Below are 21,299 nucleotides of genomic sequence, written 5' to 3'. Positions count from 1 at the left end.
GGCTCGCCTTGTGCTTGTCGCCGATAGGCGGGCGTCAGCGCTTTTCGTTCATAAACATGTCATTTAAATGCTTGCATCTTTTGATATAAACGTGTAATTGGCTCAATGATGCTTTTCTTGAGGGCAATGCCTATATACAAGGAAGAAAATGTGAATAAAATCGTGAATAATATAAGCAGAGCTTTAAACAAAACAGAATATTGATAAGCATTTTTTGTTGGTATGGACATTACGATTTTCGTATTTGAGTCCATCATTGTATCAAACATAATCAGCTGCTTCCTATCATTTGAAATAAAGGTTCCATCATTCTTTTGATTCATTTTGCTAAGATCATTAGGGTTTAATTTTATTGTGGCACTTTTTGTGGAACCTGCAATGTCTTTTTGATCTCTTATCATAAAAACTTGGCTTTTATTAAACAATTTATTCGAAGTTTGGAAAAAGTCGTAAAGAGTTTTTAAATCCAAGTCAACGACGATATACCCTAAAAGTTGGTTATCTGTGTCATACAGCTTTAAAATATAAGAAAATATGCCGTCATTTGAGTACCGATTATTATAAAATGAAGAAATCGACTGATATCTGGATATCCAGATATATTTTTTTTGTGTATTTTGAGTAAAAGCTTTTAGATTAGTATTTTCGATGAGCTGCGAGAAAGAAGGAACATGGGATGTACGGCTTGGGGTATAAATGTCACCATTCTTTTTATAGATTGTCACCCCGCTTATATCGACATTATTATTATAGATCATTTGATCAAATATGGTTGAAACCTCTTTAAGGTGTTCAGTTTCTGAAATCGCTTTTGCTACTTTCGGGTTATTGGTGATCCATTTTGACATTTCCTCGGAATAATGAAGATATTGAGTCAAACTATCGCTGGAACTTTGGAAGTAACTTAATGCCAGTTGTTCAAATTGCTTTTGTAATGTGTGCTGAAACCATAAATAGGAAAAGAGGCTTAATAAAGTACTGCAAATTAAAACTGGCAGTACGGTAAAGAGTACGATTCTTTTTGATAACACATTAAACATATCCATTACATAATTTCTCCAATCGCTAATGTGTTTTTTATATTTTGAATATTAGGATAAATATAGCAGTTTTGCAAACGTTTTAGCAGATTTCTCGTATATAAATGCAAACAAAAAATTGATATCGTTTACATTAGCAAGAATAAAGGGGGAAAACATTAATGAAAGCGCTTAAAAGAACTTCAATTATTTTTCTGATCAGTGTTCTAATGATCGTCACCTCAGGTTGTATGCCTACTATGAATCAATCCGATGATGGTGCAGCCAATCCTTCTGATCCTAATCAAACGGATAACGTAGTTGTCAAACTTGGAACATGGCCAATACCAGATTCAAAAAACCTGGCACAATATGAAGAATGGAAAAAACAATTTGAGAATGAGCATCCAAATATAAAAATTGAACCGGATAGTTATCCATATGACACAAATACATTTTTACCTAAAGCGGAAAGCGGTCAATTGCCTACGATTTATGAGACATGGTTTACAGAACCGATAAAAATTATCGGCGGAGATTATGCAGCAGATATTACAGATTTGATGGAAGAGTATGGTTGGGATAAAGCGATTAATCCCGATATGCTTTCTTTAATAAAGCAGGATGGGAAAATATACGGGATTCCTACTAGCGGGTACTACATGGGAATTTGGTACAACATGAATTTATTTAAACAAGCAGGATTATTGGACGAAAACGGTGTTCCTAAATTTCCTCAAACATATGAGGAGTTGGCAGAAGCAGCAAAAACCATTAAGGAAAAAACAGGTAAGGCAGGATTTTTCTTCCCGACTAAAAACAACCAGGGTGGATGGCAGTTTATGAATATTGCGTGGTCTTACGGAGCTGAATTTGAAAGAGTAGAGGATGGAAAATGGAAAGCAGTCTTTAACAGCCCTGAAGCGGTTGAAGCATTGCAATTTGTAAAGGACTTAAAGTGGGAGCATGACGTACTTCAGGATAATATTTTGGCGGAAGTGGATGACATGTTCCAGTTTTTTGGTACAGATCAAGTAGGAATGGCGTTTGGTACAACTGACTGGATGCAATCACCGATCGATCGGTTTAAGATGAACAAAGATAATTTAGCTAATTCCTCAGTACCTGCAGGACCAAAGGACAGAGTGGCTCTTACCGGCGGAGAATTGGTTATGTTTGCTCCAAACAGCACGGAAGAACAAAAAAAGGCAGGATTCGAATGGCAAGAACATACCGGGTTTTCTTCTAACCCATCTGAAGAATCATTAAAGGGTTTGGAAGAAACTCTTAAAAATTATAAGGAACTCGGTCATATTGTTGGGCCCCACGGAATGAGAGTATGGGTTAACCCTGAAAGAGTAAAAGCGGAAGATGCTGTTAGGGAAAAATATTCAAATGTAAATATGGACTTGTTTACCAATTACACGGATAACAAAGGTGTCACATTTAAACCAGAGGTACCAGTAAATGCACAAGAGCTTTATAAGGTACTGGACGGGGTCATTCAGGAAGTATTAACCAATAAAAATGCGGATCCGAAAAAGTTGCTCGATAAAGCCGCCGCAGATTTTCAAAGAGATTATTTGGACAAAGCAGAAGTATTGGAGGGACAGTAAATGGCGATGTTTTTCCGCCATTTACTCCAACCCCATGATAAAGGTGATGATCGTTTATGAAAATTGAGGTAAAACCATATGTTGAACAGAAGTCATCTATTCTTAGACAGATAAAAACATTTTTTAATAGGTTCCTTAGAGACATCCCGGCTTGGCTTTTGATCGTACCAAGCTTGCTTTTCTTCATACTATTTTCATGGCAGCCGTTAATATCAGGCTTTACACTCTCTTTTTTTGAAACAAAAGGATATGAAGCTATTAAATTTGTAGGATTTCAAAATTATATCGATGTCATGAGTAATTCAGTTTTCCAACAGACATTAATCAATACATTTCTCTATGTTTTCTGGTCATTAGTATTTGGTTTTTTAGTTCCTATTGTAGTAGCTATTATCATAAACGAAATGCTGCATTTACAATCGTTTTTTAAATTTGCTGTCTATTTTCCAAATATGGTGCCCGGTGTTGCAGCTGCTCTATTATGGACGTTTGTATTCTATCCAGGGGAAAATGGATTGCTGAATACGATCTTTCAAAATCTTGGTCTAGCTCCTTCCCAGTGGCTGCAAAACCCACATCTTACAGTCATTCTTATTGTCATAACTATGACGTGGAGAGGATTTGGAGCTACAGTTATTCTATATCTTGCTAGTCTGCAAGGTGTCAATCGTGATTTGTATGAAGCAGCTTCCCTTGATGGTGCAGGGATGTTGGCGAAGATTCGACATATCACCATACCGCAAATATTTCCAATTATTAGTATCATGTTCATCCTGCAAGTAATTGGAATTTTCCAGGTCTTATATGAACCTCTGACAATGACAGGAGGAGGGCCGAATAATGCATCAATGTCACTGATGCTGCAAAGTTACTTCTATGCATTTGAATATTTTGAAGCTGGACGATCATTAGCCGTTGGTGTCATTACATTTCTTATTCTTGCCATATTAACTGTGTTTTACTTCAAGATAGATAAAAAATTTAATGATGCATAGGAAGAAAGGAGATCGAAAAATGGCTAAAAGTGAATATTCGGGGATCATTGGCAAATTGGAAATGAAAAAACGTGGCATCAAAGTCGTGTACTGGCTGCTATTTTCGGTCATGGTGCTCATATCAGCGGTCTGCATTTTTCCACCGCTGTGGATTATGTTATCAAGTTTAAAGGATATAAAAGAGTTTTTTACTGTTCCTCCAACTATTATCCCGCAAAGCTTTCATCCGGAAAAACTTTGGGAGGCGTGGAATACACTCAATTTCGGAAGAATTTATTTAAATACCATCCAGTATACAGCTGGAGTTGTTGTCTTTACCGTTATATTTAATGGGTTAATGGGCTACTTTTTATCTATTTTAAAACCAAAAGGCAGCTCCCTTGTCATGCTTTTGGTTTTATGGACGATGTTATTACCGAATACGTTAGGGATGGTTCCTGTTTTTAAAACGATTATTGATTTTCCTTTATTAAACCTTAATTTTACAAATACTTATTGGCCAATGTGGATGATGGCGGGTGCAAATGCTTTCGTTATTATCGTTTTTAAAAGCTTTTTTGACGGAATACCAAAAGCGTTGATAGAGGCGGCAAGAATAGATGGGTGCTCGGTTGTAGGCATTTTTTTCAGAATTATTTTGCCATTAAGTAAACCGGTGATTATAGCAGTCACGATTTTAACGATTACTCGAGCTTGGGAGGACTTTTTCTGGCCTTACATGGTATTAAAGGATGAAAGCTCTTGGACTGTTATTGTAGCTATTTTTAACATGAAAGATATATACCCGATGGATGTACAGTTTATTGCCTTAACGTTTGCCATTATTCCTCCCGCGATTATCTTTATTTTTTTCCAAAAATACATTATGTATGGATTTAACTTAAGCGGTATTAAGGGATAACAAGCCTTTTTAAGGAGGTGGACTAGTAGAGCACTAAGAAGCAGATCTATGGAAAATAAAGGTAAAATAGGATACTTACCTTTATCTATCGTCTAAAGATGGAGGATCTGTCCATAACGAAACAAGAGGAAGGGATTTAATGGGGAAAAAGGTAAAAATTTTATTTCTAATTGTATGTTTATTAGTTCCGATGGTTTTCAATGTCGGATTAGCGGTTGAAAAAGAGAATGAAGACGGAACCTTTATCAATTTAGGGCAGGCAATTGGTAAAGGCAAAAATGTACCGGTATTAACAGCAGATACTATTAAAATGGATGGCCAATTAGATGAATGGAGCGGCTATTCGAGTTTTGCCCTTCCGTCGGATCCTGATAAACAAGTCAAGATCGACGGATGGGGCGGTCTGGATGATTTATCGGGGAAAGCTTATGTTGCTCACGATGAGGAAGCTTTTTATATTGCCGTCCAAGTGCTAGATAACGCACATTATGCTGTTCCAGGGTCAGGCATGTATGGAGGAGACAGCATTCAATTTGCTTTTGGTTCAGATTCTTCTGACTATGGTCCTGAGTACGGTTTTAGCCATGTGAACGGTGAATCAGAAGTGTGGAGATGGTCAAAAGGGGATGCTGTCCTTGACTCAAACTCCGTACAGCTCACTACTGCACAAAACGGAAAGGAAACTTTCTATGAAGCGAAAATTCCGTGGGGAGCAATTTTTGCCGATAAACCGACAGGAAAAATAAAATTTTCGATCTTGATGAACGATAATGATGGTAATGGACGGAGAGGCTGGCTTGAGTGGACTGGCGGAATAGGGACTTCCAAAGACCCTGCTAAGCTCGGCTTTCTTGATTTGATTCCCAAAAGCGATTCATGGAGTGTTTGGATTGAAGGGGATGAAGAAATAACGACCAGCGAGGCAGGAAAATACTCGCTTTTTGTTCCGAATTACGGAGATCGTTCGGTAGATGTACAGCTATCTGTTCCAGAGGCAGAGCTGGAAAAAGAGGTGACGATTCCACCTCAGAAGGTTTTTACTCAATCCATCGATATTGGGTTTTCAAAGCCCGGAACTCATTCTGTTAAGATTAGCGTCAAAGAACCTTCAACTGGGAAAGTGAAAGAAGATACCGTTACGGTAAATGTCCATTCAAGCCGTGAAGAGTTAGAGAGCAGGCTGGATGAAATTGAATCAAAGCTGCCCGAGTTAAAGAAGCTTCTATCTACGGTGGAAGAACGGGGAATTCCGACTGATTATGAGCGAGTGGACGTGATGGTTATCTCCGATTTTATTAAATACGGCAGAGATGACCTGGACAGGGAAAAATTTGGTCGAGCGCTGTACGTCATTGAAGAATTGGAGAAGCTTTACGACAAGACGAAAAGCTGGTTAGAGGCATATTTGGAAGGAAAAGAAGAAGCAAAGAGTGTTCCCCGTTATGTTACTGGACGACCGGAGATCAAAGACTATTCTTTTATTGGTGATACGTATGATTCCGAAACAGGCAAAACAAAAAAACGCCCTATCTTCTTTACAGGATATGGCCATTTTGATCAAGTAAGAAAAGATATTCCGAAGTTTACGGATTACGGTACGAATATCATTCAGGTTGAAACGGGACCAAACAGAGTCATTATGCCGCCAGACTCTTTAGTTAATTGGAATATACAGCGTAGTGGCGGTGTAAAAGCAGATGCTAAATTGGACAGGACTGCTGCACACAATGGTAAAGCGTCCATGCACATAACCAATACGACCGCTAAAAGACCGAATGTATATCTGAGTATCAGCCAGAGGGTCAGTGTTAAGCCCAACACGACTTATCAATTCAGAGCATGGGTAAAAGGAAAAAATGTGAAAGATGTTTGGTTCCCAGGAGGACCTGATTGGAAATTGAGACACTTCTTTCCAAAAGGAACTTATGATTGGACTGAAGTCACATACGAGTATACGACAGGAGACAATGAAACAGACTTTGATTTACGAATCCTTTCCGAAAATGTAATTGATGGCCTTTGGATTGATGATATCATCATGACCGAAGCAGGGAGAGATAAAAACTTGCTCAAAAACCCTGGATTTGAACAAGGTGTCCCGCCGGAAGGAAAGGAATGGCTTATTTCAAAGCAGTCAATTGAAAGCGACATCCAGCAAGTTTTAGAAAATGCTTCAAAAAACAATGTTGCAGTAAATTTATTGTTGTCACCCCATTATTTCCCGAGCTGGGCGTTAGAGAAGTGGCCGGAATTAAAAAGCGACAACCCGGAGTTCTTTTTACGCTATAACTTCGATGACCCGAAAGCAAAAGAGATTATCGAGGATTACTTGCGTACCCTTATTCCAATGATTAAGGAATATCCGTCACTTCATAGTTTGACGTTAACGAACGAGCCGACCTATAAATCGAGCGTAGATGAGCAGCATATACCAAAATGGCATGCTTATTTGTCCGAAGTTTACAAAGGAAATATTGACGAATTAAACCGGATTTACGGAACGGACTATAGCTCCTTTGAAGAAGTTGCCATGCCGAAACAGCCGGAAAAGACCCCTTTGTTTTATGATTGGTACGAATTTAACAACACCTTAGTCTCTGGATGGCACGAATGGATGGCTGATATTATACATGAAATAGCACCTGAACTGCCAGTCAAAACGAAAATAATGGGTCACACACTCTCTTCGCTTAAGCTATTGACGCACGGTGTTGAACTGGAACAGTTTTCTAAATTCAACCAAATTAACGGTAATGATGTCTCAAGCTATTTGGATGAAGGAGAACAAGGATTTTTTAAAGCAATGAGGTTTTACGATTTGCAAACTTCATTGAGAAAAGCTCCTATCTTTAACTCTGAACATCATGTCATTCGTGACGGAGATGAGAATTATGTTCCCGAGCAGGCTGAATTTGTACGTGCTAATCTATGGCAAAGTGCTATTCACGGTTTAAGCGCCTCAACAGTTTGGGCATGGGAACGTACCAATGATCCCGGCAGTGTTTTCCATGGGAGTCTCCTGCACCGTCCGGATGTTGTTTCAAAAGTAGGAAAGACGGGTCTTGATTTGAACCGCCTTGCACATGAAGTAACGGCCTTCCAGGAAGATAAAGCAGAAATAGCGATTTTGTATTCAACTACTTCTACAGTATACGGTTCAAATTATTATGAGGCAGTCGCAAGCGCGTATGAAGCAGCCAGCTATAGTGGTCAAAAGGTCGGCTTTATTTCCGAGAAGCAAATCCAAGAAGGGAAGCTCAAGGGCAAAAAGCTATTAATCATACCGCAGGCAACCCATGTGAAGGGTGAGACACTGAAAAAGATCGAAAAATTCTCGAAACAAAGAAAAGGAAATCTATTAATTATTGGTGAAGACTCCCTGAAATTTGATGAACATAACCAGCCTCTTTCTGTAGATGTTCGTAATAAGGTGTTTGAAAAGTCACAAACTGTCGAAGGAATGCCGTCAGCGATTGAATTAAGGGATTTACTACTACCACTGTTTTCCAAGCAAAAGCTTAATAAAGTCATGCTGATGGATACGGAGACGAACCAACCTGTATATGGTGTTGAATGGCGCAGTGTCAAATATAAGGGCAAAACATTGATTAATATCACGAACTATACTGATAAGGAAAAACAAGTGTACATTACTGTAAACGGTAAAAGAATAAGAGATTGGACCGATCGGCTGAATGATAGCCAATCAGATGGAGAAACGCTGGAACTGCAGCCTTTAACTCCGTCCTTACTTTCGATCGACAAGTAATATAGCCATAGGGAAGGGACCTCCTTCCCTATCCATGTAGGTTCAGAACGTTTAAGTTCATTAACAAATTCGTTCTCCAGCTCCAGGCACCATCGACTCCTAGGTCATAAGCCAATCCGCCATAAAGATTAAAGAACAAGCATTTTGTCGACTCGCCCGAATGCTTGTTGCCGAAGGACTAACGCGTTCTAAGATCAGAAATTAGATGGTATCCCATTATTGGAGATTTAACAACAATTTATGTAACCTGTAGACCACTTAGTTTTGTTGATTTATGGCGAATAATCGATATTTTGAAATTTTCGAAGATAAGTCTGCCGATTTCGGAGATAAATTTCAAATTTCGAAGATATAAGGGGAAAAATCGAAGATAAGTGAACGATCGGTAGGTGTTCAAGAGCAAATATCTGGTTTTTAATGAATGTACAAACAGAAATCGTTTGAAATATGGCCAAAATGAAGCGAAACATCCAATAAAACTGTCAAAGATATAGATAAATAGAAACCAGCTTTTTCGCATATTTCATCAAATCCCACCTCATTCCTCACACCTCCAGAAAGACGCGCAGCGTTTTTCTAATAAAGAAGGAAAATATTTCTAAGGGTGAATTAAAAACAAAATTTCATATATTTTTTGTTAGGTTAAATTGATAAGAAAGGTGAGTTCTATGCTTACTGACCGCTTTGTTAACGAAGAATTGGGAGAAATATTGGTTTCTCGTGACAATTACCGGCCATTTCCAAAATGGGAAGATCGGAAAGAATGGTTGTCATTACCTTATCATCTAAAACAAGAATATGTAGTAAGAGGGGAGCTTTTTCTCGACTGCAGCTGGCCCTCTCTTTCGGCTGTACGGTTTATGGATTTTTTTCGCAATGGGAACCGCAGGGAGTTTGAGAAGCTTCATTTTCAACGACGAAGGGCTTTGAGTTCCTTGGTTGTAGCAGAATGTATAGAAGGTAAGGGGCGTTTCCAAGATGATATTATTAACGGTATTTGGTGTATCTGTGAAGAGTCCTTTTGGGGTGTCCCTGCTCACTCTCGGTTGGAAAATGCACTTCCCGATATTTCCGAACCGATTATTGATTTATTTGCCGGAGAAACGGCCGGGTTTCTCGCTTGGACACATTATTTATTACAATCTCAACTTGATGAAGTTAGTAGCTTAATATGTAAACGTATTCAGTATGAGATAAAACATCGCGTTCTTGATCCTTATTTAAATCGAGATGATTTTTGGTGGATGGGCCTAAATAGCGATAGTGTCATTAATAATTGGAATCCTTGGTGTAATTCGAATTGTCTTGTTGCTTTTTTACTTGTTGAAGAGAATGTGGATCGGCGCACAAAGGCGGTCGCAAAGGCGATGCGTAGTTTAGATAAGTTTCTTGCTGTATATCATGAAGATGGTGGATGTGACGAAGGAACCACATATTGGGATAAAGCAGGTGGAGCCTTATTTGACTGTCTTGAGTTACTGTATACGTCATCAAAGGGAAAAATTGACGTTTATGATAAGCCGTTAATTAAAGAAATTGGCCGTTTTTTGTATCGAAGCTATATTAATGAGGATTATTTCATTAACTTTGCAGATGGCAGCGCGAAGGTAAAAATCTCCGCTGACCTTGTCTATCGATACGGCCGCCGAATTAATGACCAAAAACTTATGGAGCTTGGGTCCAGCGCCTATCACAGGCGAGCACGAGAAGGGTTAGATCTAAACCCGAATTCTCGGGAACTACCTGTTTCTCTTCAACGACAGCTCCCGGCTCTTTTTAATAACTCTGAACTCGTGAATGAATCGTCCACTTCTCCATATATCCGGGACGTGTGGCTGGACGGAATCCAAGTGATGGGGGCTAGAGAGGAGGAGTCCCAAAAAGGGCTTTATCTTGCCGCCAAAGGGGGCCACAATGATGAAAGCCATAATCACAATGATGTTGGTCAGTATCTTGTCTATTATAATGGAAAACCTTTCCTAATTGATGTGGGAGTCGAGACTTATAGTAAAAAGACGTTTGGTTCTGAACGATATGACATTTGGACCATGCAATCTGCTTATCACAATCTACCTATGGTAGGTGGTATTCAGCAACAAGCAGGGAAAGGTTTTAAAGCATCGGATGTCTGTTATCGTGTGACAGAGAATTCTGCAGAGTTGTCTTTGAATATTAGCACTGCCTACCCGGAAAGCGCTAAGATGAAAAGGTGGAAAAGAAGCTGCCGGCTTTTGCGAAATGATCGTGCATTGATTCAGATTAATGATGAGTTTGAACTAAAAATACCTTCCGATGATATTAGGATCATTCTCATGACACCTTACTCTCCTATATTAAGCGACAACAAAGATATCATTTTATCTAATCATGAGAACGAAGAAATAAAAATAATATACGATAATGCTAGTTTAGACGTTTCATGGGAATCCATTTCTATTGAGGATGATCGATTGGTGCCTGTTTGGGGGACTCATCTTTACAGAATATTCCTTTGTTCGAAAATCCCGACAGTACAAGCTGCTTGGACTATGACGATTAAACCAAGTGAATTGTGTGAAGGTGAATCTTGATAATAATCAAAGGATAAGTTTTGTATCCCATCAAGTTAATGAGAAATAGTGTATTCATTACATAAAGGAGCGTAAACAATGTATTCTACTATAAAACAAATGGATCATATAGCCGATGAAGGGATTCAAGATAAAAGGTTTTTTGAAACTGATATCTATTTTTCTGAAAAAGATGGAAAGGCTGCTCTCACTCATATTTTAAATAAAATGGATCAAAATTTAGAAATGTTCACAACAAAATATCCAACTCCTTCAAGTGTTAACTTCAATTATCAACCGCTTGATAACATCGATTGGACGGCTGGTTTTTGGACAGGAATGCTTTGGTTAGCCTATGAATTAACAAGTGATGAAAAATATCGAAGAATAGCAGAAACACAGCTTGATAGCTTTAAGGAAAGAATAGACAAGAGAATTCACGTCGATACTCATGACCTTGGGTTTTTATATACGCTATCAGCTATCAGTGCTTATAAATTAACAGAGAGCAATGAAGCCAAGCAAATGGCGCTTCAAGCAGCAGATTTATTAGTAGACAGATACCATGAAAAAGCAGGAATTCTTCAGGCATGGGGTGATCTAACTAATCCAAATCAGCGAGGAAGAATGATTATTGATTGTAATATGAATTTACCCTTATTATACTGGGCTTCAGAAGTTACTGGCCGCGATAAATATTACCAAATTGCAAACTCTCATGCCTGGCAGGCTGCTAGGTATATCGTTCGTAATGATTCATCAACGTATCATACGTTTTATATGAACCCTGAAACAGGGGAGCCAATCAAAGGAGACACACACCAAGGATTTTCGGATGAATCTTGTTGGTCTCGAGGTCAAGCATGGGCCATATATGGATTTACTTTAAGTTACCTTTATACAAATGATTTAAGATATATCGATACAGCGAAAAAAACAGCCAATTATTTCTTGAACCGTTTGCCAAGTGACTTTGTTTGTTATTGGGATTTAATTTTTACAGAAGGAAACGAAGAACGTGATAGTTCAGGAGCGGCAATAGCAGCTTGCGGGTTACTAGAATTGTCTAAACATCTTCCATTACTCGATGAAAATAAAAAAATCTATGAAAATGCAGCGCTCCGAATTATTCTATCATTGTCAGAGAATTATACGACGAAAAATAATAACCAATCTAATGGAATATTACTGCAAGGTGTTTATCATAAAAGAGAAAATGTTGGGGTAAATGAATGCTGTATTTGGGGAGATTATTTTTACTTTGAGGCACTTGTAAGGCTTATAAAGGATTGGAAGCCTTATTGGTAATTTTAGGGGTGAATCCTTGGAGCATCGATGAGGGAAGCAGGCAGCTAAATAGTTAATAAGAGAAGAAATTTTGGTTAGATTTTAACGAACTAAGGGGAGTATAGCCATGTTTTTAACAATAGAAATGGTACAGTCACGTATTGGAGAGTTAGAAAAATATCGCTATAGAGATTCTATCTCGATCCCATCTTTTGAAAGTCAAGTGGATGTGGAAGGAATAATAGGAAAGTATCCTCCTGAAGACGGTGAATGGGACACACTAAAGGTAGGTGAGAAGTGGGTTGGCCGAGATTTATATCTTTGGCTCAAGACTGAAGTTGAAGTGCCATCCGAATGGAAAGGTAAAAAAATAGTAGGGCGTTTTGATTTTGGCCGGACAGGATCCGGAAATAACTCCGGGTTCGAATCGTTATTGTATTTGAACGGGCACCCTTACCAAGGTGTGGATTCAAATCATACGGAAGTATTTTTACCATCAGATCTTCTAGGAGAAAAGATTAAATTGCAATTTCGTTTATGGTCTGGTCTCGAAGGGGGAGGAGAACCAAAACTTCAAGAGAATCAATTAAAATTGGCGGAGCTTACATGGTTGGATGAAATCACAGATGACTTCTATTATACGACGAAAGCCATTTATGAAACGATACAAATGCTGGATGAATCTCAAGCGGTTTATCATCAATTAGTAAAGTTGTTAAATTATTCATACAGACGACTAGACTGGTCGAGGCCTGGTTCAGATTCTTTTTATCAATCCGTTCGAGAAGGACATGACTATTTGCATGCAGAGTTAAATAAGATTGAGAAGCATCATGAAGTAACCGTTCATTGTATTGGACATACACATATTGATGTGGCTTGGCTCTGGCGCTTGAAGCATACGAGAGAAAAATCAGCTCGTTCATTTTCTACAGTATTACGCTTGATGGAATTGTATCCAGAGTATATATTCCTGCAAACTCAGCCTCAGCTGTATGAATATATAAAAGAGGATTATCCGGAAATTTATGAGCAAATAAAGGAAAGGGTCAAGGAAAGCAGGTGGGAAGCTTCTGGTGGAATGTGGCTTGAAGCGGATTGCAACATTCCATCTGGTGAATCGTTGACCCGTCAAATCTTATTGGGGACAAAATTTCTTCGGAATGAATTTGGTCAGGAATGTCATTATTTATGGCTGCCTGATGTATTCGGTTATAGCTGGGCATTACCACAAATCTTGAAAAAGTCCGGAATTGATACGTTTATGACGACAAAGATCAGCTGGAGCCAATATAATCGGATGCCGCATGATACGTTTTATTGGCGGGGAATTGATGGCAGTGAAGTGTTGACTCATTTTATTACGACCCCAGATCCAGAAATCAGTTGGTTATATACATACAACGGGATGATTACACCACAAACGGTCAAAGGAATATGGGAAACGTATCGGGATAAGTCAGTCAATCAAGATTTGCTTCTATCTTATGGCTTTGGAGATGGCGGGGGCGGTGTAAACCGTGAAATGTTAGAAATGCGTCGCCGCTTGGATGAAATACCTGGAATCCCCTTTGTAAAAACAACAAGAGCAGATGAGTATTTCGAAAAATTACAAAACAATGTAGCAAATATAGAAGAGTATGTTCATACGTGGGATGGTGAACTCTATCTTGAATATCATCGTGGAACCTATACCAGTCAGGCCCATGTAAAAAGAATGAATCGCAAATTAGAGCTGCTCTATCGTGAAACCGAGTGGCTGGCTTCTTTAAGCAGCATCTTTGATACTAATTGGCGATCTTATCCTGAAGATGCTCTAAATACCGGGTGGAAAATGATCTTGAGGAATCAATTTCACGATATTATTCCGGGATCCTCTATTCGTGAAGTGTATGAGGATGCAGTAGAAGAATATGAAGAAGCCCTCCAAATAGGACAACAATCTTGGAATCTAGCGGCACGAAATGTGGCCGGTGAGTCAATTGGCAAGACGTACACGATTTATAATTCTGCTCCTTGGGAGAGAACCGATCTTGTTCGAATCGAAGCTACTTCCGATATGGAAGAGGGGATTTGGGTTGATTCTGCAGGTAAACATCTACTGGCTGAAAATGTTGAAAATAAATGGCTAGTTAAAGTTCCTCGTGTTCCATCTATGGGATTTACAACAATTTCATTTGTACCTCAGCAGTTGACATATAGGTATGAAAGAGCATTTATTATAGAGACGAATTGTTTGACCACGCCTTTTTACGTCATACAATGGAACGATCAAGGGCAATTGGTACGCATTTATGATCGTAAAACAGAACGTGAAATTTTGGTAGATAACGCCAAGGGCAACGTTTTCCAAGTGTTTGAAGATAAACCACTTCGTCATGATGCTTGGGATATCGATTTGTTTTATCAACAGAAAATGCGTGAAGTCAGTGATTTAAAAGGAATCGAAATTGAGGAAGTGAACTCCCTGCGAGCTGTTGTCGCATTTAAGTGGGAATACAACGATTCAATCATTATACAAAAGGTAGTTGTATATTCAGGCAGCCGTCGAATAGACTTTGAGACCGAAGTTGATTGGCATGAACAGCAACAGCTTCTAAAAGTAGCTTTCCCGGTTGATATTCGTGCAACAGAGGCAACTTATGATATCCAATACGGTAATGTAAAACGGCCAACACACTGGAATACAAGTTGGGATTATGCACGTTTTGAAACAGTCGGACATCAATGGGCGGATTTATCAGAGCATGGATATGGAGTGAGTTTGCTAAATGATTGCAAATACGGTTATGATATCAAGAATCATGTGATGCGATTAACACTGATTAAATCGGCCATACACCCTGATTATTTGCAGGATCAAGGAAAGCATGTCTTTACCTATTCCTTACTGCCGCACCAAGGAAATTGGATAGAAGGAAAGACAGTTCAGGAAGCGTGGTCATTAAATGCACCGCTTAAGCTCTCCGCTGGCAAACCTCAACGAATGTCAGTTGAACGTTTTTCATCGTTTACGCTAGACTGCCCAAATGTGATGATCGATGCGGTGAAGAAAGCGGAAGACGAAGATAAACTTATTTTACGTTTACATGAATATACTGGTTCGAGAGGAAAAATAAATATTACAAGTGATCTACCAATTGTTTCTTGGCAAGAGACCAATTTATTAGAAAAGCCAGTTGGTGAAAAGGTAGGTTCAACATTCCTATCTTTTTCAATCAAGCCATATGAGATTAAGACATTTATGATTGAACTTTCGAATAAATGAGGATTGTTTGGCCAAGTGAGAATATAAACAGCTGGGCTGACAAGAGATTGAATAGGATTAATGAAGAATAAAACAAATTATGTAATCAGAAATTTACAGAATAAAAAGGCTTTTCAAGAAAAAGATTTTACGATATACTGGAGTTAAGTTAATATGAACGGTTGGAGATTAGGAGAGACCACAACACTAGAGTTATAACTCTAGTTCGTTGTGGTCTCTTTTTTTCTTTGCCTAAAAACGGGAGGAAACAAGATGAAACACAGATTTTCAAGTCAAAACCGGAACAAAATGCTGGAGGAAATGACGAAGGAACAATATGATGTGTTTGTCATCGGCGGAGGGATTACAGGAGCGGGTATTGCATTTGATGCTGCATCACGGGGCATGAAAATTGCTTTGGCCGAGATGCAGGATTTTGCAGCAGGTACATCGAGCAGGTCAACGAAACTGGTCCATGGCGGTTTAAGATATTTAAAACAGTTTGAAGTGAAAATGGTAGCTGAGGTAGGAAAAGAGCGAGCGGTTGTTTATGAAAACGGACCGCACGTTACAACACCTGAATGGATGCTTCTTCCCATTCATAAAGGTGGAACATTCGGTAAGTTTTCCACGTCCGTCGGTTTAAGAGTTTATGATTTTCTTGCGGGTGTTAAAAGCAGTGAACGAAGAAAAATGTTGAATTCCAAAGAAACGCTTGTTAAGGAGCCATTATTAAAGAAAAGTGGACTAAAAGGCGGCGGATATTACGTTGAATACCGAACAGATGATGCAAGGCTGACGATTGAGGTAATGAAGGAAGCCGTCAAATTTGGAGCAGACGCTGTTAACTATGCAAAGGTCACCGATTTTATTTATGAAAACGGCAAAGTAATTGGTGTAAAAGTTCTAGATATAATGACGAATAAAACTTATGATGTGTATGCCAAAAAGATTGTTAATGCAACTGGACCTTGGGTAGATGAATTAAGAGAAAAAGACAACTCGAGAAAGGGTAAGCACCTGCAGCTTACAAAAGGAATCCACCTTGTGTTCGACCAGTCAAAATTTCCGTTAAAACAAGCGGTCTATTTTGATACGCCTGATGGAAGAATGGTTTTTGCGATTCCTCGTAACGGAAAAACCTATGTAGGAACTACTGATACGGTCTATAAAGAGGATGCCAGACATCCAAGAATGGCGAAAAAAGATCGAGAGTATGTACTTGAAGCCGTTCACTTCATGTTTCCTGATTTAAAAATAACAGAGAAAGATGTGGAATCCAGCTGGGCAGGATTAAGGCCGCTTATTCACGAAGAAGGAAAGGATCCATCCGAAATTTCAAGAAAAGATGAAATATGGACATCTAATTCCGGTCTCATTACAATTGCCGGCGGAAAACTGACGGGTTATCGTAAAATGGCTGAACATATCGTTGATTTATTAGTAAACATTATAAATAAAGAAACTGGTAAAGATTTTGGTTCATGTAAAACGAAGAACATGCCAATCTCAGGGGGACACGTCGGCGGTTCGGAGGGCTTCCCCCAATTTTTTAATAAAAAAGTAGAAGAAGGAAAAGATATCGGATTACCAGAAGATCAGGCTAAAATTCTAGTTCAACGATATGGGTCTAATATTGACATTGTATACGGCCGTTTGGAGAATTTAAAACAACAAGCTGAAGTCCTGAACGCGCCGGTCCATCTATTGGCGCAAATTGATTATGCCATTCAAGAAGAAATGGCTGCAACTCCTGTTGACTTCTTTGTTCGCCGAACAGGTGCCGTCTATTTTGATATTGAATGGGCCAAAAAGTGGAAGGATCTTGTCATTCATTACATGGCCAAGGAGTTAAGCTGGTCACAAGAACAAAGAGAACAATTAAGTGAAGAATTAAATAAACATTTATTTGATGCTGTTGTTCCTGTTTAAATAAAAGCTGCCGAATTAAATTTAACGGGTACGGTTCAGAAGGAAAAACTTTAGTTTTTAGTTTTAATAGATTTTCAATACGCTAATTAACAGTATTAATAGCAGATAAATTGGCATCGGTTAGAGACCGGTGCCTTTAAAAATTTAGGCTAGCCCCATTAAAACTGAAAATAAATAACTGTTCTTGAACAACAACAAGACGATGTTTGTATTATAGATACGATAAGTTATTATAAAATTTCAAATTGTAATACTAATGTTTGCGGAGGATTAGATTCACGAATATAGTCATATCAAATTTTAATTTTGTTTCCGTTTTTTAAGTTACTTTGACCCTGATCCTTTTCAAACATACACTTCATTACATTGGAGTAGTTTTTAAATAATAATGAAGACTCCAAATTTTCGACATCTTTCTTTTTTACTTCCTTATCTAGAATAATCCAAATCATTCTATTTTTGTTATATACATACCCTTCAATTGTTTTACTCTCACTTGGATGTTTAAGATCTACCTCATATGTATTTGGTGCACTTTCACAACTGGTCAATATGGAAACTGTTAGAAATAATAAAAGGATCAATTTCTTCATTAGTTACACCTTCGATCTATATTTTGAACTAATAGTTAATAAAATTTCTTACTTGATCCTCTACTAATAATTGGGATTCTTTTAATGTTATAGACGACCGGAATTTCAATTTGTTTCATATTTTAACAAAAAAAAGTCCGGAGCATGGAAATCCAGACTTTTTCTATCAGTCATTCATATTTGAATGCTCAGAAGAGGTTGCTTTTGAAGTTCAATGAGACATATAGGAAAATGCTTTCCACATCCATTACCCGAAATTTTACTATAACCCGCTTTCAAATACTTTTACTGCTGCTTCAGCCACTTGCACATCATCTGCGACTTTACTGCCGCTGACACCGACAGCCCCAATTACTTTTCCTTCTTTCATAAGCGGAATTCCGCCGCCAAATAAAACAATTCGTCCGTTATTTGTTGTATTTATTCCATAAAGCTCTGCTTTGGGAACAGACGCATCAGCCAAATCTGAAGTCGGCATTTTTAGGGCTACTGCCGTCCATGCCTTGTTTTGAGCGATATCAATACTGGCCAGCCAAGCATCATCCATTCGATGTGAGGCAATTAGATTTCCTCCTTCATCAACAACCGTAATCACCATCGACACTCCTAGCTTTTTTGATTCTTGTTCAGCACCATCGATTAGTTTTTTCGCTAAATCCAATGTCATTTTACCCAATTCTATCAACCCTTTCGATTTTGTTGGTTAAGCTGAGAAGCTGTATTTTAAGATAATTTGCCCATACATTCGCTATACCCTGCTCAACCGTTACTAAACTCGAACCGCATCACAATTCATACGATCGTACTGAAAGGTAGTATGTCGTTTTTTTACTGAATTATCCCTAAAAAGCAGGAGCCGGCAGTTCAAAATGGGGAAATTGCATTGCTCACCGGTTATAAAAAAATTGAAGATAAATGCGGATTATTAAGAAGGTTACAAGTAAATCTCACAGTAACTTTGTCGAAAAATCGATAAAATGAAAAAATCGAAGATATATTTCAAATTTTGAAGATATAACTCAAAAATCGAAGATAATGTCAGAATATAATTAACGGCCTTTTCTTGAATAAATTATCAAGAAAAGGCCGTTTGCGAGATTAGCTTGACTTATTAACTCGCTCAATTAATTCAATCCATTCTCCACCCGCAGCCTGATAAAATACACATTTTACACCATTTTCATAGGTGAGGGGGCCTTCTATTGGCTGCAGCCCCTTTTCAATTAAATCACTAATCCAGTGATCAAGGCTAGTGACCTCCCATGATAGGTGGATGCTTTGGCTTTCCCCACACACACCTTCCTCAGATTTTATTAATTCAATTCTTATTTGACCTTTTTTCATAAAAACAATTTCTTCATCTAACAGGGTGATCCGTTCCTCTGCTTCAAATCCAAAAAAAGTGGAATAAAAATGTTCAGATGCATTTAGGTCCATAACCTGTATACCTGCATGATGCCATTTCATCTTTCTTTCTCCAGCGGTAAAATCAGGTTCATATCTCCAAATTCATGCCATAAATAGTGTTCTGATATCGCCTCATTGTATGCTGAAAGGAGATGATCTGGATTCATGAACGCTTTAAGCATATCTAAGTGGCTTGCTTCAGGCTCATGGAACCCTGTTAGTAACCCGTCGACCACTTGAAGACGATATCCGTCGTTAATATAGAGATTGGTCACTCCAGAAAACGGTTCGACGATTCCGTATTCATCCACTGCTGTTTCGAGTGACCGAACAACAGTTGTTCCGACTGCTATTATCCTTCCTCCATTCCTTTTTGTGTCATGAATGAGCTGTGCTGTCTGTTTAGGAATGGTAGTCTGTTCTGGATGGAAGATAGGAGTTGGCCAGCGATCGTCCCCATAATATGTTAACCCAGCATGTAACTGCAGAAAGGCTGATTGAATGCCTTTTTTCTTAAGCTGTTGGAGCATTTTCCACGTTATTGCCCGGCCCGCAGATGCCATTTCTACTGATCCAGGAACTGATCCGTAAACGGTTTGAAAGCTTTCAAGAGGCCAAGGCTCCTTAACATACTCATACCGAATCGGTTCACCATAGCGATAAAATAACTCAAATAGTTCAGGACCGCTTTTAGAAAATGAAAGAGTGACAAGAGGCGGCTCAGACCCTGCTTTTTTAATAATCGCCGCCGTCTCCTCTGGAAACGTTAATGATGTACCGATTTGTAGATTTTTATTTACCAATAAAGCTTCCCAGTCTGTGTTGGATACTTGACGAGAAAGTCTTACCTCAATTTCTTCATCCATATACTGTGCTTTTAATACAGAGGGAATGGTTCGGCTATTATTAAGAACTAACAGATCGCCGGGAAGTAAATAGTCACCTAATTGTTTAAAATGATCATGGTAGGCAGCTCCCGTTCTTCTATCTAAAACCATTAGCCGGACACTGTCACGCGCTTGGCCTCTACATTCGGCAGGAGCCGAAGCATGTAAATGATCGGGTACATAAAAGCTTGATGCCATAGAGTTCATGATTGTCCTCTCCCTTCTAACGAGAAGCTTTGCGCTTCAAAGCGCTGCCCATGTACATGTTTTGATTCATCTGATGCTAAATATAAAAAGATATCGACTACGTCATTCGGATTTGCCAATTCATAATCACAATCAGGAACCGCTTTTTCATGCATATCTGTATCCATTTCCCCTGGATCAACCATATTGATACGGATTGCTGTTTCACTTAGCTCATCTGCCCACGTTTGCGTCAGCCCTTCCACGGCAAACTTTGATAATCCATAGGCACCCCATTCTGCAAAGCCTGTACGGCCAGCCTCGGATGTTATATTAATAATCGATCCTTTATTTCTTACAAGCATTCCAGGCAAGACCCTTTTGGTAACAAGGAACGGGTTCACTGCATTAACGCGCAGGACTTCAGCATATACATCTTCTGGATAATCCGCTAACAATGTTGGACCTGGACCGAAAATCGATGCATTATTAATGACGACATCAATTTGACCAAAGACTGCCTCGACAATTGAAATAAATCGGTCAACATCCTGTGATTTGGCCGCGTCTGCTGTGACGGCGATCACCTCTGTCCCATATGCTTCAGCTTCTGATTTGACTTTCTGTAACTGCTCTTCTCCCCGAGCACAAATTGCCAGCCGGCACCCTTTCTTCGCAAATGCGATTGTCAAAGCTTTCCCTAGCCCTTTTGATGCCCCTGTAATTAATACAACTGGTTTACCTGAGTTCATTTTGTTTCCCTCCGTCTCTTTGATGCTTTCATTTTATGAAAAACAGCAGATGATTAAATCGAGACAAGGAAGGAACTTCACATAGTGAAATGGAAGGAACTCTTCTAAGTCTTTTGAATGAAAAGGATATTCATTACAGGGATTGACTAAGGTGCAAGG

At 38.8% G+C, this 21,299-nt stretch carries 14 protein-coding genes; 8 read left to right on the top strand and 6 right to left on the bottom strand.

The window, feature by feature from the left end:
* Window positions 1-59 precede the first annotated feature (59 nt).
* On the bottom strand, window positions 60-1,046 hold the full coding sequence (locus IC621_RS18845; protein ID WP_191160306.1) for a cache domain-containing protein: 987 nt from the start codon (window positions 1,044-1,046) through the stop codon (window positions 60-62).
* Window positions 1,047-1,201: 155 nt separating this feature from the next.
* Here IC621_RS18845 and IC621_RS18840 point away from each other — a divergent pair, with 155 nt between their 5' ends.
* The 8 genes from IC621_RS18840 (at window position 1,202) to IC621_RS18805 (ending at window position 17,315) form a co-directional block, all read left to right on the top strand.
* The gene (locus IC621_RS18840) at window positions 1,202-2,635 is read left to right on the top strand and encodes an ABC transporter substrate-binding protein (protein WP_191160304.1); all 1,434 of its coding nucleotides are present in this window, start codon (window positions 1,202-1,204) and stop codon (window positions 2,633-2,635) included.
* Window positions 2,636-2,691: 56 nt separating this feature from the next.
* A complete protein-coding gene (locus tag IC621_RS18835) occupies window positions 2,692-3,630 on the top strand; it encodes a carbohydrate ABC transporter permease (RefSeq protein ID WP_191160302.1) in 939 nt (312 codons plus the stop codon).
* Between the two features lie 19 nt (window positions 3,631-3,649).
* Window positions 3,650-4,531: a carbohydrate ABC transporter permease gene (locus tag IC621_RS18830; protein WP_191160300.1), complete on the top strand. Its 882-nt coding sequence runs from the start codon at window positions 3,650-3,652 to the stop codon at window positions 4,529-4,531.
* A 139-nt stretch (window positions 4,532-4,670) separates the two neighbouring features.
* A complete protein-coding gene (locus IC621_RS18825) occupies window positions 4,671-8,300 on the top strand; it encodes a beta-galactosidase (protein ID WP_191160298.1) in 3,630 nt (1,209 codons plus the stop codon).
* Between the two features lie 668 nt (window positions 8,301-8,968).
* Complete coding sequence (locus tag IC621_RS18820) at window positions 8,969-10,870, top strand: heparinase II/III domain-containing protein (RefSeq protein WP_191160296.1); 1,902 nt, start codon at window positions 8,969-8,971, stop codon at window positions 10,868-10,870.
* 78 nt (window positions 10,871-10,948) lie between these two features.
* Window positions 10,949-12,157 (top strand): glycoside hydrolase family 88 protein, encoded by a 1,209-nt coding sequence (locus IC621_RS18815; protein ID WP_396653065.1) that lies wholly within the window; start codon window positions 10,949-10,951, stop codon window positions 12,155-12,157.
* Between the two features lie 106 nt (window positions 12,158-12,263).
* Entirely contained in the window at window positions 12,264-15,404 is a 3,141-nt protein-coding gene (locus IC621_RS18810; protein WP_191160294.1) for an alpha-mannosidase, read from the top strand.
* Between the two features lie 252 nt (window positions 15,405-15,656).
* Window positions 15,657-17,315 (top strand): glycerol-3-phosphate dehydrogenase/oxidase, encoded by a 1,659-nt coding sequence (locus IC621_RS18805; RefSeq protein ID WP_191160292.1) that lies wholly within the window; start codon window positions 15,657-15,659, stop codon window positions 17,313-17,315.
* A gap of 293 nt (window positions 17,316-17,608) precedes the next feature.
* Here the strand turns inward: IC621_RS18805 and IC621_RS18800 are convergent, their stop codons facing one another.
* From IC621_RS18800 to IC621_RS18780, 5 genes are all read right to left on the bottom strand, one after another.
* Complete coding sequence (locus tag IC621_RS18800) at window positions 17,609-17,908, bottom strand: hypothetical protein (RefSeq protein ID WP_191160290.1); 300 nt, start codon at window positions 17,906-17,908, stop codon at window positions 17,609-17,611.
* A 262-nt stretch (window positions 17,909-18,170) separates the two neighbouring features.
* Window positions 18,171-18,584 carry a GlcG/HbpS family heme-binding protein gene (locus IC621_RS18795; RefSeq protein ID WP_191160288.1) on the bottom strand — a complete coding sequence of 138 codons (414 nt, stop codon included), beginning with the start codon at window positions 18,582-18,584 and terminating at the stop codon, window positions 18,171-18,173.
* A 422-nt stretch (window positions 18,585-19,006) separates the two neighbouring features.
* Window positions 19,007-19,375 carry a VOC family protein gene (locus IC621_RS18790; RefSeq protein ID WP_191160286.1) on the bottom strand — a complete coding sequence of 123 codons (369 nt, stop codon included), beginning with the start codon at window positions 19,373-19,375 and terminating at the stop codon, window positions 19,007-19,009.
* A complete protein-coding gene (locus tag IC621_RS18785) occupies window positions 19,372-20,409 on the bottom strand; it encodes an S-adenosylmethionine:tRNA ribosyltransferase-isomerase (RefSeq protein ID WP_191160284.1) in 1,038 nt (345 codons plus the stop codon). Before IC621_RS18785 ends, IC621_RS18790 begins: the two co-directional genes overlap by 4 nt.
* Entirely contained in the window at window positions 20,406-21,140 is a 735-nt protein-coding gene (locus IC621_RS18780; protein WP_191160282.1) for an SDR family NAD(P)-dependent oxidoreductase, read from the bottom strand. Before IC621_RS18780 ends, IC621_RS18785 begins: the two co-directional genes overlap by 4 nt.
* Window positions 21,141-21,299: the final 159 nt, after the last annotated feature.

It is taken from the genome of Metabacillus arenae, assembly GCF_014773385.1.
Lineage (GTDB): Bacteria > Bacillota > Bacilli > Bacillales > Bacillaceae > Metabacillus_D > Metabacillus_D arenae.
Note: the sequence above shows the minus strand (reverse complement) of the source record. Positions and strands in the feature narration are given on the sequence as shown.

Excerpts from the sequence above, each read along its gene's own strand:
- IC621_RS18845 (WP_191160306.1), bottom strand. The coding sequence starts at position 1,046 with ATGGATATGTTTAATGTGTTATCAAAAAGAATCGTACTCTTTACCGTA.
- IC621_RS18840 (WP_191160304.1), top strand. The coding sequence starts at position 1,202 with ATGAAAGCGCTTAAAAGAACTTCAATTATTTTTCTGATCAGTGTTCTA.
- IC621_RS18835 (WP_191160302.1), top strand. The coding sequence starts at position 2,692 with ATGAAAATTGAGGTAAAACCATATGTTGAACAGAAGTCATCTATTCTT.
- IC621_RS18830 (WP_191160300.1), top strand. The coding sequence starts at position 3,650 with ATGGCTAAAAGTGAATATTCGGGGATCATTGGCAAATTGGAAATGAAA.
- IC621_RS18825 (WP_191160298.1), top strand. The coding sequence starts at position 4,671 with ATGGGGAAAAAGGTAAAAATTTTATTTCTAATTGTATGTTTATTAGTT.
- IC621_RS18820 (WP_191160296.1), top strand. The coding sequence starts at position 8,969 with ATGCTTACTGACCGCTTTGTTAACGAAGAATTGGGAGAAATATTGGTT.
- IC621_RS18815 (WP_396653065.1), top strand. The coding sequence starts at position 10,949 with ATGTATTCTACTATAAAACAAATGGATCATATAGCCGATGAAGGGATT.
- IC621_RS18810 (WP_191160294.1), top strand. The coding sequence starts at position 12,264 with ATGTTTTTAACAATAGAAATGGTACAGTCACGTATTGGAGAGTTAGAA.
- IC621_RS18805 (WP_191160292.1), top strand. The coding sequence starts at position 15,657 with ATGAAACACAGATTTTCAAGTCAAAACCGGAACAAAATGCTGGAGGAA.
- IC621_RS18800 (WP_191160290.1), bottom strand. The coding sequence starts at position 17,908 with ATGAAGAAATTGATCCTTTTATTATTTCTAACAGTTTCCATATTGACC.
- IC621_RS18790 (WP_191160286.1), bottom strand. The coding sequence starts at position 19,375 with ATGAAATGGCATCATGCAGGTATACAGGTTATGGACCTAAATGCATCT.
- IC621_RS18785 (WP_191160284.1), bottom strand. The coding sequence starts at position 20,409 with ATGAACTCTATGGCATCAAGCTTTTATGTACCCGATCATTTACATGCT.
- IC621_RS18780 (WP_191160282.1), bottom strand. The coding sequence starts at position 21,140 with ATGAACTCAGGTAAACCAGTTGTATTAATTACAGGGGCATCAAAAGGG.